The organism is Pseudoalteromonas sp. McH1-42, from assembly GCF_022347845.1.
Lineage (GTDB): Bacteria > Pseudomonadota > Gammaproteobacteria > Enterobacterales > Alteromonadaceae > Pseudoalteromonas > Pseudoalteromonas rubra_D.
Window position 1 is genome coordinate 218,302 of the sequence record NZ_JAKRFU010000001.1, and the last position, 15,598, is coordinate 233,899.

The following is a 15,598-nucleotide window of genomic DNA, read 5'->3' on the forward strand; positions in this document are numbered from 1 at the left end:
AGCGAATCGGAGACCAATTCGGTCTGCTCCTGAGGCTATCCTGTTAAATTAACCTGAATGTTACAATGGAAACGCGCCATCACGAGCGACTGTTGCGACACAAGAACGTGGGCCACAATAGTGCACGACAAGACGATACAAAAATAAGATGAAAGGTTAGCCTTTTGTTTTTCTTGGCTTTTGGAGGGTATCGGGTACATACATATTGCACCAAACCATATAGTCGTTGCACCAGAAGGGGTAATACTTCTGGCGCCCCACTGATATTTCTTGCTTGTACTAACGCGAAGCAACTAGCTCAACGTTTTCTTTTTAGCAACAAATTGATGTAATGCCTGACTATAGTTGCGACTTACTTTGAGTTCAACCTGGCCTTTAAGCGTCACCAGACTCTCGTTATTTCGCATGGGTTTAATCGCAATGACATAACTCAAGTTAACTATGGTCGACTTGTGGATCCGGGCAAACAGGGTTTCATCCAGCAAAGTCTGTAACTTTTTCATGGTAATGCGCAGGACATGAGTTTCTGACTCAGTGTGCACGCACATGTAATCGCCGGCAGCATCAATCCAGCGGATTGTGTCCATCGGAACAAAGACCTGCTCATTATCACTGTTTTTAATAACCAGTTCCCTGTTCTGCATAGCCGGCAACGGGCTGTCTGTTTCCAGCCAGGATTCTAACTCAGCCACATCCAACCCGGAAGTTTTAGTCAATGCCTGTAACAGGCGGTATTTTTCCTGCTCGGCCTGACGAGGCTGTCGACGCTCCAGGATCCGGGTCACCGTTTTTTGCAACCGACCCAGGTTCGCGGGCTTCAAAACATAGTCAATGGCATTAAGCTCAAAGGCTTCGAGGGCGTAATCACTGTAAGCACTGACAAAAACCACCATAGGCAAAACATCGGCCTGTATCGCCTGAACCACTTCAATGCCATTAAGCCCGGGCAACTGTAAGTCCAAAAACAGCACGTCCGGACTCAATTCATGGCACAAACGGATCGCATCATCGCCATTTTCGGCCTGACCAATCACTTCTATTTCAGGGATTTTAGCCAGCCTGAGACTCAGCCCCTCCAGCGCAAGGGGTTCATCGTCCACTATGATGGCGCTCAGTGGTTTTGTCATGGTCATTCAACCTCGTATGGTAGCACTAAGGTCACGGTATTACCTCCGGCTGTATTTTTATTCAAAGACACAGTGAAATCACCGTTATACATCACATCCAGTCTGGTTTTAGCATTGTTTAGTCCTATGCCAAACCCTTTATCGGCGCCCTCATCCGAGCCAGTGCCGCAGTCTGAAATTTCTATAATGAGTTGCTGTAAATGCTGCTTTGCCGAGATGGTAACCTCTCCTCCCTGTTTACTTGGCTCAATAGCATACTTAATGGCATTCTCAACTACAGGCTGGCATAGCATGTTCGGCACCAATGCCCTCAGCGTTTGCGGTTCAATCTCATAGCGCACCGACAGGCGGTGTCCAAAACGGACTTTTTCTATCGCCAGATACAATTCAATCAACTGAATTTCTTCTTTTAACGGGATCCTGCTGCCTTGCGTGGCCTCAAGTGAGTGACGGAAAAAGTCACACAGCTTATCGAGCATTTCTGATGCCGTGTCGTTATCCTGTTTCAGGATCAGCGTTGAGATAGCATTCATCGTATTAAACATAAAGTGCGGATTAAGCTGATAACGCAGCATCTGTAGCTGTGCATCCTTTGCCTGGGTCTGCGCTCTTAACAAACGTTCATGCTCTTTCTGTAATCGACTGTTATACAGCATGATAAAAAATATCGAAGTCCAGACGAACATAGTGGTCAAAGAGAACAGCAGCCAGCCACCAAACTCCAGCATGGTCCAGGCCTCGTTCCAGCGTTGATCATGGACGATAACTTTATAGCTGGCGAGCTTAATGATGTTATAAATGAGTCCCAGCAAGGCTGCAAAGAGAAAACTGATAACTAGGGTGCGCTGCAAAGGCTGATGAATGATTTTGCGAATAAAGAGCCACTGCAACAGGGAGAGCATAAAGCCGCTAAGGCTTTCGACCCCCAGGTTTATGATCTGCCCGGCCAGGTTAAAACCGGGCGCGTCAAACTGAGGCTGAATGATTGCCAGAAACACCACAGCCGTATAGCCGAGCCACCCGGCAATTTGCAAGCTCCAAAACTGTTTCGACAAATGTGGCAATGCTGATGATTCAGGTTCAAGCGGTGCCAGTTCAGATTGTTGAGGTGAAAACACAGACAAAATGGTACTCAGAATAAAGGCCTAACCTCCGATACTCTAAGACTTTTTAAAATTATAGCAACCGAGCCCGTCAGATTTCCCTATTTAGAAACACGAAAAAAGGGCCATAATGGCCCTCTCATCAATTTGACATTTGTCAGAGCAAATTACGACGCGTAACGCTGCTCAAGATACGCAAACGTCGCTCTGAGGCCAAGCCCTTCGCCACCAACAGGTCGGCCCGGCAAGGCGCGTATGTTCCACGCCATCACATCAAAGTGCACCCAAGGAGTCTGTTCAGGTTCTACAAACTCTTTCAGATACAATGCAGCGGTGATTGAACCACCAAATGGCGTAGAACCACAGTTTGCCATATCTGCAACGTCGCTCTTAAACAGAGCCTTATATTGATCGAACAAAGGCAGTTGCCAGATTGGATCCTGAAGCGCATTACCTTGAGCAATCATACCATTGGCCACTTCCTGATCTGTGCTATAGAAGCCCGGCAACTCAGTTCCCAGCGCTATCCGGCATGCACCCGTCAAAGTGGCGAAATCAATCAACAGATCAGGACCATCTGCCTGTGCTTCTGCCAGTGCGTCACACAATACCAGACGACCTTCGGCATCCGTGTTGTCAATTTCAACTGTCAGACCCTTACGCGTCTGGATCACATCACCCGGACGAAATGCATTGCGCGACACAGCATTCTCAACTGCCGGGATCAATACCCGCAGACGAACAGGCAATCCAGCCGCCATAATCATATGAGCAAGACCCAACACGTGAGCAGCACCACCCATGTCTTTTTTCATGTTGCGCATGCCGGAAGCTGGTTTGAGATCTAAGCCACCCGAGTCAAAACAGACACCTTTACCGACCAAAGTCAGCTTGGGAGCGTGTTCATCACCCCAGCTCAAATCTAGCAGGCGTGGCTTGTTTTCACTTGCTCTGCCAACCATATGAATCGTTGGATAGTTATGTTCCAGTAATTCATCACCGACGATTTGAGTAAACTGTGCACCAAATTGCGCCGCCATCTCTGTGCAAATTTCAGCCATGTGTTGCGGCATCATGTCCGCCGCTGGCGTGTTGACCAAATCTCTGACCAAGTAGATGGCATCAGCTTGATCCTGCAATTTTTTCAACATAGTCTCTGATTCAATCGCCAGCTTCGCGCTCGGTGCAGATGCTTTCTTGTATGCATCAAATGTGTATGCACCTAGCAGGTAACCAAGCGCAGCCTGTTCAACAAATGCCTCATCACCCTGCAGCTGATAGGTGCCTTGCGGTAACTGAGCAGGTAAATCACCAGCCAGCCACATATCATCCAGTGAATCGACCAGACTGAGTACGGCCTGAATGTCGCCGCTTTGAACGTCTGGGATCAATAACGTTTTTTGTGCTTTCTGTCTGGTGGCCAGCGTGATGCTCTTGGCTTGTGGCGCATTTTCCTCTAGCCATTCGCTAAGCTGGTCTTCCTTTATGAAATGTACCGGTATTCCTTGTGATGAGTGAACAAGTAAATTACTCATACGTGCCTCTTGAATTACATAAACCTGACAAGAGAATACCAAGGTGGGAAAAATATTTCACTCACTGGATGCACAAAGCACAGTAATAAACTAGGAACAGTTATCTGCTGACTCTTAATCGGCTGATTTGTTGGAGTTTTTAGGCTTTTTACCTAATGAGAATGAGCTGGGTAGCACATCAACCCCTAACCACTGGCCGAGCTTAACAATCAGCGGAATGGTAATAGGCGCAAAAGGTAATAAAGCAAATACCCCAAGGCCCAGGCCCTTCAAAATATCAAAAAACTGATGATTTGCCGCCGCCAACTCTTGCTTAGACACTCCGCCCTGAGGGTATCGCTTGTATATGTCCAACATCTCACGGGTTTCTTGCTTTTCCTGAGCCAATGCTATTTTCAAACCAACCAAAGCACGTCGGAGCTTTATTTGTTGACGCTTCTTACTGATCCTTGCAACTCGAATGGGTGCTTTGTGAACTACTTTAATTAATCGCATTAACATTCTTGGGAAATCTTAGTATCCCCAATATTAGCAGAAATAAAAACGAGACGTTAGCATACGTAAGTCTGATCAACAGTCCCTAACCAGTTAGTCGAATACCCGCTTGGCAATAACATATGAGCGAGTTAGATGAAGAATACAACAGTTCACATTTTAAACATCTCGACAAAAAAACCCGCCAGAGTGCACAATAATGACATTTTGGTGAACATCTTTCATGCTGAAATGTACCTTAAAAACCCCCAAAAAAGATTATTTTTTGTACCACAAACAAAAAGTTATTGAAAAATTTGACCTAGTAAAATTCACTGCTACCTTTAAAGGTGCAGTGAACATATTTGCAATTATCTTTAATAACTAGTACACATTAAGTTAATGTGAGATGTGCAACTTGTGTATATTGTAAGAAATGACAACATATAATAACTGGGGAAACAGGATGAAACTACAGACAAACGCGCTAAGTCGTGCGATTAAATTTGCATTAGCGTCAACAGCAACAATGGGGTTGGCGGTAACCAGCGTACAGGCAGAAGAGGCCGATGCTGGTGCCGAAAACAAAAAAATAGAAAAAATCGCGGTGGTGGGCTCACGTGCTGCACCTCGCTCGGTTGGTGATTCTCCCGTGCCTATCGATATCATCGGTGGCGACGAGATAAGCAAGGCCGGTGGCGATGACATGCTGGAATTGTTGAAAGGGTCCGTTCCTTCTCTCAACGTTCACGCCAACCCTATCAGTGACGCAGCCAGCCTGGTACGTCCAGCAAACCTGCGTGGCCTGCCAGCAGACTCAACTTTAATCTTACTCAACGGTAAACGCCGTCACCGCTCTTCCGTTATCGCCTTCCTGGGCGGTGGGATTAATGATGGTGCTCAGGGTCCGGATATTTCCGTCATCCCCAGCATTGCACTCAAACAAGTGGAAGTACTGCGTGATGGTGCTGCGGCACAATATGGTTCAGACGCCATTGCCGGTGTATTGAACTTTGTACTTAAGGATGCCTCTGAAGGTGGCAGTGTTTCCGTCAAGCAAGGCCAATATTATGAAGGCGACGGCGACACAACAACCATCGAAGGTAACATAGGTCTGCCCTTTACTGACCAAGGTTTTGCTAACCTAAGCTTCCAATACAAAGAAGCCGATCCAACCAGTCGTAGTGTTCAACGCCCTGACGCGCAAGCATTTATAGATGCGGGTTTACAAGGTGTTAGAGACCCGGCTCAGGTTTGGGGTGCACCAGAAATCAAAGACGACATCACACTGTTTGGTAATGTCGGTCTTGAACTGACCAACGATTCTCAGTTTTACATGTTTGGTAACTACTCTGAACGCGATGTAAAAGGCGGGTTCTATTATCGTAATCCAACAACGCGTCCGGGTGTATACGGCGGTGTGGTCCGTAATGTCGACGGTGCCCCTGCACGACGCCACCTGACAGACGAAGCGCAACAAGCAGCCTGGGATGCAGCAAACCCAACGATACTAGTTGGTTCGTTGGATGGCTATGACCAACAGCTGAATTGCCCAGTGGTTGAAATCCAGGCCAATGGTCTGCCGGATCAAGCTGCTCTAGATTCACTTGCAGCTGCCAACTGTTTTGCATTTAACAACATCCTGCCAGCAGGCTTTACGCCGTTCTTTGGTGGCAACATTACTGATACTTCTTTGACCATTGGTACCAAAGGGGAATTCACTGATGGCTTCCTAAAAGGCGCCTACTACGATTTCAGTGGCTCGGTTGGCCGCAATGAATCACGCTACTTTATTACTAACACGGTCAACGCGTCGTTGGGTCCGGACACGCCAATGGAGTTTAGCCCGGGTAAGTACATTCAGCTTGAGAAGAATTTTAACGCCGACTTCTCTAAAGGGTATGATTTTGACCTGGCCTACGATGTTAACGTCGCGGTTGGTTTTGAATGGCACGAAGAAACGTTTGAAGTGATCCCGGGTGATGAAGCCTCATTCATCGCGGGGCCGTTAACGACCCAAGGGTTTGGTATCGGTTCGAATGGTTTTCCAGGCTTCCAGCCTTCAGCTGGGGGGGAGTTCTCGCGTCGTAACTACGCAGCTTACATCGATATCGAAACACCATTCACTGAAGAGTTTTTAATGGGTTGGGCACTGCGCTTCGAAGATTATGACTCGTTTGGCTCAACCACCAATTACAAAGTAACCTGGCAATATCATGTTACCGAAGACATTGCATTACGTGGCTCTGTCAGCTCAGGCTTCCGTGCTCCAACAGTCGGCCAGGCAAATGTGAGTAACGTACAAACCAACCTAAGTAGTGGTGTATTGGTTGACTCGGCGCTGCTGCCACCTACTAACCCAGTTTCCCAGATCCTGGGCGGTACCGAGCTTCAGCCTGAAGAGTCGCAAAGTTACACATTCGGTGGTGTTTATCAATCAGGTGACTGGTTCCTGACGATTGACTACTACAACATTCAGGTAGAAGACCGTCTGAGTCAATCGAATAAGATTGATTTGACCCAGGCACAAAAAGAAGCTTTGAAAGCAGATGGTGTACCTAACGTCGACAGCATTGCGCAGGTATCCTTCTTTACCAATGACTTCGATACCACAACTCAGGGTGTTGACGTTGTTGCTAACTACTCTATGGACCTGCTAGGCGGCTTTGCCACTTTCAGTGCTGCGTATAACTGGAATGAAACTGAAGTTGACGAGTTTTCTGTCATCACAGGTGATTTCAAGGTAGCCCGTCTTGAGAAAGACTTGCCACAGCACCGAGCAACCTATACCTGGACGCAACAATGGGAAGAATTCTCAGGCTTCCTGCGCTACAACTACTATGGCGAATATCAGGGTGTACACGTCGACTATGATGCTACCGCTATCATGGCTGACCCAACATTCACATTCGATGCCGAGTTGACTTACTTTGCAACTGAAAATATCAGCCTGACGGTCGGTGCTAACAACATCTTCGACCAGGATGCTGAGAAAGTGGTCGACTTCCTGGAAGATGGCAACACAGAGCTTACGCCGTCAAACACTTGGGGCGGTATCTACTACGAAACGTCTCCATTTGGCATTAACGGTGGCTTCTACTACGTAAAAGCAACATACACCTTTTAACGACTTACTGTAACCCAGAAACAAAGGGGGAAGTAGCTATAGCTATTTCCCCTTTTTATTTCTATCATGTATAAAAAACTATTTATAACCACATGTTACTGCTAGAAAGAGCCTCTGAATTACTCGAAGAAAACCGGCTTCGCGAAGCCGAATTTATGTTCAAACAAGTGCTTAAACAGAATCCAAAAAACGGCAAGGCCCTGTTTGGTCTTGGCAGGATCTGTATGCGGCTCGAACAATACGATAACGCTATCTACTATCTGAAACGCGCCTGCGAACACTTGCCTAAAATGCTCGACCCGCTCTATGCGCTGGCTGATGCGTTTGTCGCGGTTGGCTCACCCGTTGACGCAAAGACAGTACTTGAATACACCCTGAGCGTTGCCAGGCATAACGCCCAGGCTCACTATCATTTAGGGCAGTTTTATCTCGACTATGGATTTATCGACAATGCACGAAATGTGTTTGATGCTGGCTTATCATGCCCTCATTCCGCCATTACTGTTTTTATGCTCCACGAGTTGATCAAGCTCACTGAAGGCGAAAAACTAACCGAGTATTTAGCACTGCTCGATACACTCGATGCAGACCTGGATAACCCCAGGATACACATTGTGGTTCATTACGCTAAAGCACATGCCTATGAAAAGCTGGCAGATATTGATGCAGCTTTCGCACATTACCAGCAAGCCAATGCGGCACAACATGCGCTCTGTGACTTTCACACCTCAGCCATGCAGCCCTTTTTTGAGTATTTAAAAAGCAGTTTTGATGAGGCATTTTTTTCAAAGCCGCCAGACAAAGTCAGAGCCACTTTTACCCCAGTCTTTATCGTTGGCCTGCCTCGCACAGGCTCCACTTTGCTGGAGCAAATGCTGATCCAGCACTCTCAAGTGGGTTCTATGGGGGAAAGTACGGTAATTAGTGACGATATTGTGCCTTATCTGAGCATGCGCAACGAAGCGCCCTTTCCGGATTGCACCAAAACACTAAGTACCTCGATGCTCGACCACTGCCGTAATTTATACGTTGATGAAATAAAACGCCATCGAGTTGCCGAAGAAGCCGTGATCAACAAGTTGCCTGCCAATTTCCAGAATGTTGGCCTGATCTACAAAATGTTCCCAGATGCCCGTTTTATCCACATGACCCGGGACTTTATGCCAAATGCCTGGTCAGTGTATAGCAATCACTTTGCTGAAGATGAGCCTTACTTCTGCTCTTTACAAGAGTATCAGTTATATAGCGATTTGACCGATAACGTAATGACGCACTTTAAGACGATGCTACCACGCAATATCCACACAATGAGCTACGAAAAGTTGCTTGAGGAACCTGAGCGAGAGATCCGCAAGGCACTTAACTTTATGTATCAAAAGTACGAGCCTGAATGTATGGAGTTCTATAAAAGCCACAAGGTAGTGTCAACCCTGAGTAAAGCTCAGGTGCGCAAGCCACTGAATACGGCGCCCCTGGTGAACTGGAAAAAGTTCGAAGTACAGATGCAAAAAGAACTGGCCCTGCCCGACTCGCATTGATCAGATCTGTCCGTAACGTTCGAACCAGGCCAGTAGATCGGAAAACTGGTCGTGACGCGCAGCGCTGTGCGTTAGCATATTGATATGATCGTAATCATGCTGATGACCATAGCGCCGACCATACACAGTGATTTCCATAATGCCTGTGCCCGACTCAGCCATAAATTGCCTGATGTCTATCGGCTGTGCCAGTGCTTTGTCTTTGACCCCCGCGATATGTAAAGTCGGTGGCAGTGCCGTGTCTTTTAATGCCGCAGCGTAATCAAAGCCGTCATCGCTGTCTACCCAAGGTCGGCGTTTCGCCCACTGCACACTCTGTGCATGAGATTTACGCGTTTCATTATCAGAACCCCATTTAAGCTGACGAGCAGGCAAGTAGCCATGCTTCCTCACCTGCCAAAATGCGAGCGTATACCAGATCACATTAGCCTTTAGCAGCTTTTCTGGGTGTCGATTATAGAGGCTCCTTTTTGTGCCAAAGTAAACACATGCATTGATATGTTCAATCTCTTCAGGAAACCTGGCCAGAACACTATTCAATAACACCCCACCCCAGGAATGCGCTACCCAGAACTGAGGCCGTTTACCAGTCATTGCCGTGATGTGCGCCAGAATTGCGGGAATATCTTCGACAATTGATTCCGTCTGACCGTGTTTATCCCCTTTGCTGATGGCAGGTTTACTTCCCCCTCTGCCTCGTAAATCCGCCACAAAACACTGATAGCCCTGTTCGGCCAGAAAGGGGGCAAGGCCTTTATTGCTCTGAGTATAAAAGATCTTGCCATTTTCAACTGCACCATGGATAAGCAGCACTGCAGGGCCCATTTTCTGTTTCTGATAAATATGGCGAAGATGCAGCTGATACCCTTCCCCAACTGGCACATAAAGCGAGTTTTGTATGATCATGTCAGATTGTTACGTCATTTTTTAAACTCATCGTACCAGCGACATTTTAACATCGCAAGCGGGCTCATTCGGTCTTTGCAGGGAAAGAGGCAGCGCAAAACACATAATTTCGATATAATGGTGTATCAATGAAGTAAGAAAACAATCATTTAATGCACCCCAGAAATAAACACCAACAGGGCTATGACTTCGCCCGTCTATGCCGGGTCAATCCGGCACTCACGCAACACCTGCGCAACAACCCGCATGGTGACAACACCATAGACTTTAGCGATCGCAATGCAGTGGTTGCATTAAATCAGGCACTGCTTGCCAGCGACTATGGGGTCAAACTCTGGCAACTGCCAGAACCTTTTTTGTGCCCACCTGTACCAGGCCGGGCTGATTATATTCATGCGCTGGCAGATTTACTGGCCGATGACAATCAGGGCGAAATCCCAACGGGGAAGCAGATCCGCTGTCTCGACATTGGCACGGGTGCAAACCTGATTTACCCGCTGATCGGTCAAGCTGAATATGGCTGGCAGTTTACTGGTTCTGACATCAACCCTATGGCCGTTTCGGTGGCACAAACCATCGCGAAAGCGAATGGACTGGGGATTAAAATAAAGCAGCAAAAAAATCAGCAGGCCATTTTCCACGGTATCATTGGTGCAAAAGAAAGCTACCATCTGACGATGTGTAATCCGCCTTTCCATGAAAGTGAACAGGCAGCTCAAGCGGGAACAGCAAGAAAATGGCGCAACCTGGGCAAAGCTCAAAAATCCGGGCAGTTGAATTTTGGTGGCCATGCACCCGAACTATGGTGTCCGGGCGGTGAACTGGCGTTCATTAAATCCATGGTCCACGAAAGTCAGGACTTTGCAGATCAAATTGGCTGGTTCACTTCACTTGTATCGAAAAAGGATAACCTGCCGGCTTTGAAAAAAGCCCTGCAAGCCGTCAAAGCAAGTGAAGTAAAAGTCATTGATATGCAACAGGGTCAAAAGGTCAGCCGCTTTATCGCCTGGCGTTTTTAACTAAGGCTGAGCTCAAAGTCTATTGAGTTCAGCCTTATAGTGCTTTCTGCAGACCGACACATAACGGTCATTTCCGCCAATTTCAACCTGGGCGCCATCAGCAATTGCATTTCCAGCCGCATCCAGTCGCAGAACATGATTCGCCTTGCGGCCACAATGGCAGACCGTTTTCAATTCGATCAGTTTGTCCGCCCAGGCCAGCAAATACTGAGCACCTTCGAACAGCTCTCCCCGGAAATCGGTTCTGAGCCCGTAGCACAAGACCGGGATCCCGAGCAGATCAACCACATCGGTTAGCTGAGAGACTTGCTGTTTATTCAAAAACTGGCTTTCGTCGACCAAAATACAATCCAACGCTTGCTTATCATGCGACTGGTTGATTAGGTGCAACAGATCCGTTGCTGGCTCGTAAGTATGTGCATCCGCTTCAAGCCCGATACGAGAGGCGACCTTGCCAACGCCGGCACGGTCATCAAGCGCAGCGGTCAGGATAAACGGATTCATACCCCGCTCACGATAATTAAATGCAGATTGCAATAATGTGGTAGATTTTCCGGCGTTCATCGCCGAATAATAAAAATAAAGTTGCGCCATATGCTCGTATCTGCCGCTAAAAAATTCGCGATAGTCTACCCAAACTCAGACAATTAAGCCAGCTTAGTCAAATACCTGCCATGGCACTTTTATGGGGCTCCGACTGCTGTCCTGGGTATCACCTGGATAACTTTGACGATTAATGTACGCAATGTAGATATGGTGCAGCTCTGAGGTGCTTAAAGAAGACCATAAGGCTTTTGCTGTTGGCGCATGCAGCGCTTTAAATCGCTTCGAAAACGTCAGGTAACCAAAGCTGATATCCAGTGGCGGATAAACCGCAGCAAGCTGTCGTCGATAAGGAAAGGCTTCGACCGCTTTACCATCGACCTGGCACAAACCAAATGTGCCATGTACCTTGCCCTTGAGCACTAACTCAAAAGCATCACTTTGTGAGTCTGTGTTCAGGATAGTGTATTTATCACTCCCTACTGAATCGGCAACTGAATACCCTCTTGGCACAGCCAGATTGATGGGGTAACTACGTTCGTGAATCGCCGTTTTTAGTTGTGTCATGCCGACCAGACAAGTACCGAGTCGGCTGATAGAGCTCAGTGTGTCTGGGGATCCATCCTCATTAAGTGGATAAGACAAAAAGGCCTGACGCGCTTGTCGGTAACTGGCAATTACGGCATCAACACGATTGCGCTTGATCTCGTACAGACATCGTTGCCAGGGTTTGCGAACAAACTTAAATTGCACGTCATCAACCTGGGTTTCAAGGTGTCTAAGTATCTCAATCGTTGCGCCTGGGTTTTTCTGCGGCACGTCAAACCCGTTACCCAGGAAAAATGGCGGAATATGTTTATCTTCGTAACACAGTCTGATGGATACTTTCGCAGCAGCCTGACAGCAAACAAACAAAAATATCAACGACATTACAGTCAATCGCATTAAAACAGGACTTTAGGTCGGGCTTTCTTTTAGTATATAACTCACCTTAGAGCTTGGCTATGAACAGCATACATTACTGGGTAATTTTTATCCCTTCGTGAGCTAAAAGCCAGGATTTACGTTCCAATCCCCCGGCATATCCCGTCAACTTGCCGCTTGCACCAATAATTCGGTGGCACGGTACGATAATGCTGATTGGGTTTTTGCCATTGGCAGCCCCAACGGCCCGGACTGCTTTCGGATTGTCCAGCCTGGCTGCCATCCAACCATAAGTATTTGTTTCGCCATAAGGGATTTGTCGCAGAAGTTGCCACACAGCTTGCTGAAAAGGCGTGCCCTGAGTGTCCAGAGCAACATCAAACTCACTCCGTTGCCCGGCAAAATATTCGGTTAATTGAGTGCAAGCGCGCTTAAGGTGCCCATTGGTACCTTCTGAGTACACAGATTTAGGCGCAAAGCCAACATAACTCAGCCCCTTATCAGTTGCCTGTAAAGTAATATCGCCAACCGGACTGGCCAGACAGGATTGAATAGTCATAAGTTACTCCCTGAATAAACGTGTCGTTATTTTATTTGCTGCCATAGCTGAAAAGTCAGATAGCTTCTAAATGGGGCACAGCCAGGCTCATCTATCTGCCCGACCTTATCAATGGCTTTTTGCACTCCAAGGTCTCCTCCCAGATAAATATCCGGCGCACTCAGACCCCGCATACTCGCGTAATCCACAGTCCAGGGGCCGATTCCTTTAATTGCCAGCCAGGATTCCGGTGTGCAATCGGGATCGTCCACATGATGCTGCGCCAGGGCAATGATTGCTTGCTTACGGCGTTCAGGCATTTTAAAAAACGCCAGTTCAGATGACGCAATAACGTTTGCTGAGGGAAATTGATACGTGCCATTTTTCTGCTTTTCTCCCAGCTGTTCAACTAACTGGATCATTAGGTTCCTGGCAGCCGTAACACTAATTTGCTGCCCTAAAACAGCGCGTATTCCCGCTTCAAAAGGTGTCCAAATCCCGGGTAATCTCAGCCCGTCCTGAAGCACAATGTCGCTACAATGTTGCTGTAAGTGCGCATTGATAAATACGGAATCCGCATCTAAATCTAATACCCGGCGGATATTATTCACCACCTGAGGTAACCCTTTAAGATCGCTAATCTCAATCGTTGCTCTGAAGCGGTTCTGCGCCTCCTCATAATGCGCCGTAAAGCAACCTTGATAATCGCCCAATCTAAAATTACGTCCGTAAGATGTGTCATCTAACCACTCCAGAGGCGTTACCAAACGATGCGCTAAAAATTCGCACATCGCCTGCCAATTGTAAGGGGGACGAAAGGCCATCATTAATTCAATCTGCTGACTAACCTCAGCACCGCGACGTAAGCTCGATGGCGTAATCTGGTAGAGCCGGCTAAATGCGTCGTTAAAGCGACGCTGAGAGTTAAACCCGCAAGCATACGCGACCTGAGTAACCGGTAAGGCTGTTTGCTGCAACAGCTGCTTTGCCAAGTCACACTGTTTAAACAGCGCATATTTTTTTGGCGCTATACCATAATATTGTTGAAACAGTTTGGTCAGGTATCGTGTCGTGATCCCCAATTTTTCGGCTAGCTGAGTCACACTTGCACTGCCCAGAAAACCACCATCAATCAATCTTTTCGCTCTGACCGCAGTGGTTTGAGTACCCAGCCAGGCATAGCTACCAGGCGCACTGTCTGGTCGACAACGAATACAAGGTCTAAAACCGGCCTGTGCCGCGCAATGCGCATGCTGGTAATACTGCACATTGTGCTCTTTTGCCGCTGGCGCCGGACATATCGGGCGACAATAAATACCCGTGCTCTTCACCGCAACATAAAATAAACCATCAAACCGTGCATCCCGGCTTTTTCGTGCCCTGGCACAAACTTCTGAAGAAAGCATACATCAACTCTTCTATGAGACTCAGACTCAGTGTAAAACCAGTCGTACAAAGGTACTGGCCATATTCGGAACCCAATAAAAAAATACCCGCAGGTTATACCTCTATTATGCGCGCATTGACGTCACATGAGTAGGGATAGCCCGTTAGAAAATCTACCTGTCCTATACCGAAATCTCACTATGGCATGACCAGTCCTCTGGGCTATTGCACCTGATTGCTATTTAAAGTCCAAAAACTGAACTGAAATGAGAATAATAATCAGTTGTTAATATGTTGATTTATATAGATTTTTTATTGACATGAAATTATATACACGTACACTGGCGTCAATTTAGAACGAATTGAGGTGACACTTATGCAAGGCAAGCAACAGGTAATTGATGCATTTAACGCACTACTGGCTAATGAGCTCGCAGCCATTGATCAGTACTTTATTCATTCCCGCATGTATGACGACTGGGGTTTGAACAAACTTTATGAGCGTCTTAATCACGAAATGGAAGAAGAAACCACACACGCAGACTGGTTAATCAAGCGTATCTTGTTCCTTGAAGGTGTCCCTAACATGACTAAACGCCGCGATCTGCTCATAGGTAGCGACGTAAAATCTATGATGGAAAATGATCTTAAGCTGGAGCTGGAAGTGGTAGAAAGCGTTAAACAGGCCATCAAGATCTGCGAACAGGAGCAGGACTACCAATCGCGTGCAGTCCTCGAAAAGCTGCTGTTTGATACCGAAGAAGACCATGTTTACTGGCTAGAACAGCAAATCGGTCTTATCGAAAAAATCGGTATCCAAAACTATCTGCAATCTCAGCTGGCATAAGGAATCATTATGAAAGGCGATAAAGCGGTAATAACGGCACTGAACACCGTCCTTGCAAACGAGCTGGTAGGCATTAACCAATATTTCTTGCATGCCCGTATGTTTAAAGATTTTGGTTTTTCGCAACTGGACAAAGCGGATTACAAAACATCTATCCAAAAAATGAAGAATGCAGATCGCCTGATTGAGCGTATTCTGTTTCTGGAAGGCTTGCCTAACCTCCAGGACCTGGGTCGACTCAAAATTGGTGAAAACAGCGAAGAAATGATTGCGGCTAATATGGCATTTGAGCAAGCATCATTAGGGGATCTGGTTGACGCTATCGCATTGTGTGAAGAAAAACAGGACTACATTAGTCGTGAGGCGTTGGACAATATCCTCAATGAGCAGGAAGAGCAAATTGACTGGCTGGAGACCCAGCAACACCTTATCAAAGTCACCGGTATCGAAAACTACCTGCAGACGCAAATGTAATACTAAAAAAGGGCTTTGAAGCCCTTTTTTTGAGAAACTGGTTTGAACGAAAAAATT

Annotated in this window: 14 protein-coding genes; 5 read left to right on the plus strand and 9 right to left on the minus strand. The window is 47.0% G+C overall.

The features are described 5' to 3' along the window. Positions 1–293 precede the first annotated feature (293 nt). From MHN31_RS00860 to MHN31_RS00875, 4 genes are all read right to left on the minus strand, one after another. Entirely contained in the window at positions 294–1,133 is an 840-nt protein-coding gene (locus MHN31_RS00860) for a LytTR family DNA-binding domain-containing protein (protein ID WP_239443181.1), read from the minus strand. Continuing rightward, positions 1,130–2,245, minus strand: coding sequence for a histidine kinase (locus tag MHN31_RS00865; protein WP_239443337.1), 1,116 nt, complete (start codon positions 2,243–2,245; stop codon positions 1,130–1,132). The genes MHN31_RS00860 and MHN31_RS00865 overlap by 4 nt, the downstream gene beginning before the upstream one ends. Positions 2,246–2,397: 152 nt before the next feature. Further along, complete coding sequence (locus MHN31_RS00870) at positions 2,398–3,765, minus strand: leucyl aminopeptidase family protein (protein WP_194867135.1); 1,368 nt, start codon at positions 3,763–3,765, stop codon at positions 2,398–2,400. A 114-nt stretch (positions 3,766–3,879) separates the two neighbouring features. Further along, a complete protein-coding gene (locus MHN31_RS00875) occupies positions 3,880–4,260 on the minus strand; it encodes a hypothetical protein (RefSeq protein ID WP_138537946.1) in 381 nt (126 codons plus the stop codon). 445 nt (positions 4,261–4,705) lie between these two features. Between MHN31_RS00875 and MHN31_RS00880 the strand changes: the two genes are divergently transcribed. Both MHN31_RS00880 and MHN31_RS00885 read left to right on the plus strand, forming a co-directional pair. Further along, entirely contained in the window at positions 4,706–7,366 is a 2,661-nt protein-coding gene (locus tag MHN31_RS00880; protein ID WP_239443182.1) for a TonB-dependent receptor, read from the plus strand. 92 nt (positions 7,367–7,458) lie between these two features. Beyond that, positions 7,459–8,904: a sulfotransferase gene (locus MHN31_RS00885; RefSeq protein ID WP_239443183.1), complete on the plus strand. Its 1,446-nt coding sequence runs from the start codon at positions 7,459–7,461 to the stop codon at positions 8,902–8,904. Here MHN31_RS00885 and MHN31_RS00890 read toward each other — a convergent pair whose 3' ends face one another. Beyond that, positions 8,905–9,810, minus strand: a complete 906-nt coding sequence (locus MHN31_RS00890) for an alpha/beta hydrolase (RefSeq protein WP_239443184.1) — start codon at positions 9,808–9,810, stop codon at positions 8,905–8,907. Positions 9,811–9,962: 152 nt separating this feature from the next. Here MHN31_RS00890 and rlmF point away from each other — a divergent pair, with 152 nt between their 5' ends. Next, positions 9,963–10,829 (plus strand): 23S rRNA (adenine(1618)-N(6))-methyltransferase RlmF, encoded by an 867-nt coding sequence (gene rlmF, locus MHN31_RS00895; RefSeq protein WP_239443185.1) that lies wholly within the window; start codon positions 9,963–9,965, stop codon positions 10,827–10,829. Between the two features lie 12 nt (positions 10,830–10,841). Here rlmF and MHN31_RS00900 read toward each other — a convergent pair whose 3' ends face one another. The 4 genes from MHN31_RS00900 to MHN31_RS00915 form a co-directional block, all read right to left on the minus strand. Next, complete coding sequence (locus tag MHN31_RS00900; protein WP_010380985.1) at positions 10,842–11,423, minus strand: thymidine kinase; 582 nt, start codon at positions 11,421–11,423, stop codon at positions 10,842–10,844. A gap of 63 nt (positions 11,424–11,486) precedes the next feature. Continuing rightward, entirely contained in the window at positions 11,487–12,302 is an 816-nt protein-coding gene (locus MHN31_RS00905) for a hypothetical protein (RefSeq protein WP_239443186.1), read from the minus strand. 88 nt (positions 12,303–12,390) lie between these two features. Further along, positions 12,391–12,855, minus strand: coding sequence for a methylated-DNA--[protein]-cysteine S-methyltransferase (locus MHN31_RS00910; RefSeq protein ID WP_239443187.1), 465 nt, complete (start codon positions 12,853–12,855; stop codon positions 12,391–12,393). 26 nt (positions 12,856–12,881) lie between these two features. Next, positions 12,882–14,240, minus strand: a complete 1,359-nt coding sequence (locus tag MHN31_RS00915; RefSeq protein ID WP_239443188.1) for an AlkA N-terminal domain-containing protein — start codon at positions 14,238–14,240, stop codon at positions 12,882–12,884. A gap of 356 nt (positions 14,241–14,596) precedes the next feature. Between MHN31_RS00915 and bfr (MHN31_RS00920) the strand changes: the two genes are divergently transcribed. Continuing rightward, complete coding sequence (bfr, locus tag MHN31_RS00920) at positions 14,597–15,067, plus strand: bacterioferritin (RefSeq protein WP_239443189.1); 471 nt, start codon at positions 14,597–14,599, stop codon at positions 15,065–15,067. Positions 15,068–15,076: 9 nt separating this feature from the next. Continuing rightward, positions 15,077–15,541, plus strand: a complete 465-nt coding sequence (gene bfr / locus MHN31_RS00925) for a bacterioferritin (protein ID WP_138537953.1) — start codon at positions 15,077–15,079, stop codon at positions 15,539–15,541. Positions 15,542–15,598 lie beyond the last annotated feature (57 nt).

Bases quoted from the DNA above. Each gene is read 5' to 3' on its own strand.
- MHN31_RS00880 (WP_239443182.1), top strand. From the start codon at position 4,706: ATGAAACTACAGACAAACGCGCTAAGTCGTGCGATTAAATTTGCATTA.
- MHN31_RS00860 (WP_239443181.1), bottom strand. From the start codon at position 1,133: ATGACCATGACAAAACCACTGAGCGCCATCATAGTGGACGATGAACCC.
- MHN31_RS00905 (WP_239443186.1), bottom strand. From the start codon at position 12,302: ATGTCGTTGATATTTTTGTTTGTTTGCTGTCAGGCTGCTGCGAAAGTA.
- bfr (WP_138537953.1), top strand. From the start codon at position 15,077: ATGAAAGGCGATAAAGCGGTAATAACGGCACTGAACACCGTCCTTGCA.
- MHN31_RS00875 (WP_138537946.1), bottom strand. From the start codon at position 4,260: ATGCGATTAATTAAAGTAGTTCACAAAGCACCCATTCGAGTTGCAAGG.
- MHN31_RS00870 (WP_194867135.1), bottom strand. From the start codon at position 3,765: ATGAGTAATTTACTTGTTCACTCATCACAAGGAATACCGGTACATTTC.
- MHN31_RS00910 (WP_239443187.1), bottom strand. From the start codon at position 12,855: ATGACTATTCAATCCTGTCTGGCCAGTCCGGTTGGCGATATTACTTTA.
- bfr (WP_239443189.1), top strand. From the start codon at position 14,597: ATGCAAGGCAAGCAACAGGTAATTGATGCATTTAACGCACTACTGGCT.
- rlmF (WP_239443185.1), top strand. From the start codon at position 9,963: ATGCACCCCAGAAATAAACACCAACAGGGCTATGACTTCGCCCGTCTA.
- MHN31_RS00890 (WP_239443184.1), bottom strand. From the start codon at position 9,810: ATGATCATACAAAACTCGCTTTATGTGCCAGTTGGGGAAGGGTATCAG.
- MHN31_RS00900 (WP_010380985.1), bottom strand. From the start codon at position 11,423: ATGGCGCAACTTTATTTTTATTATTCGGCGATGAACGCCGGAAAATCT.
- MHN31_RS00915 (WP_239443188.1), bottom strand. From the start codon at position 14,240: ATGCTTTCTTCAGAAGTTTGTGCCAGGGCACGAAAAAGCCGGGATGCA.
- MHN31_RS00885 (WP_239443183.1), top strand. From the start codon at position 7,459: ATGTTACTGCTAGAAAGAGCCTCTGAATTACTCGAAGAAAACCGGCTT.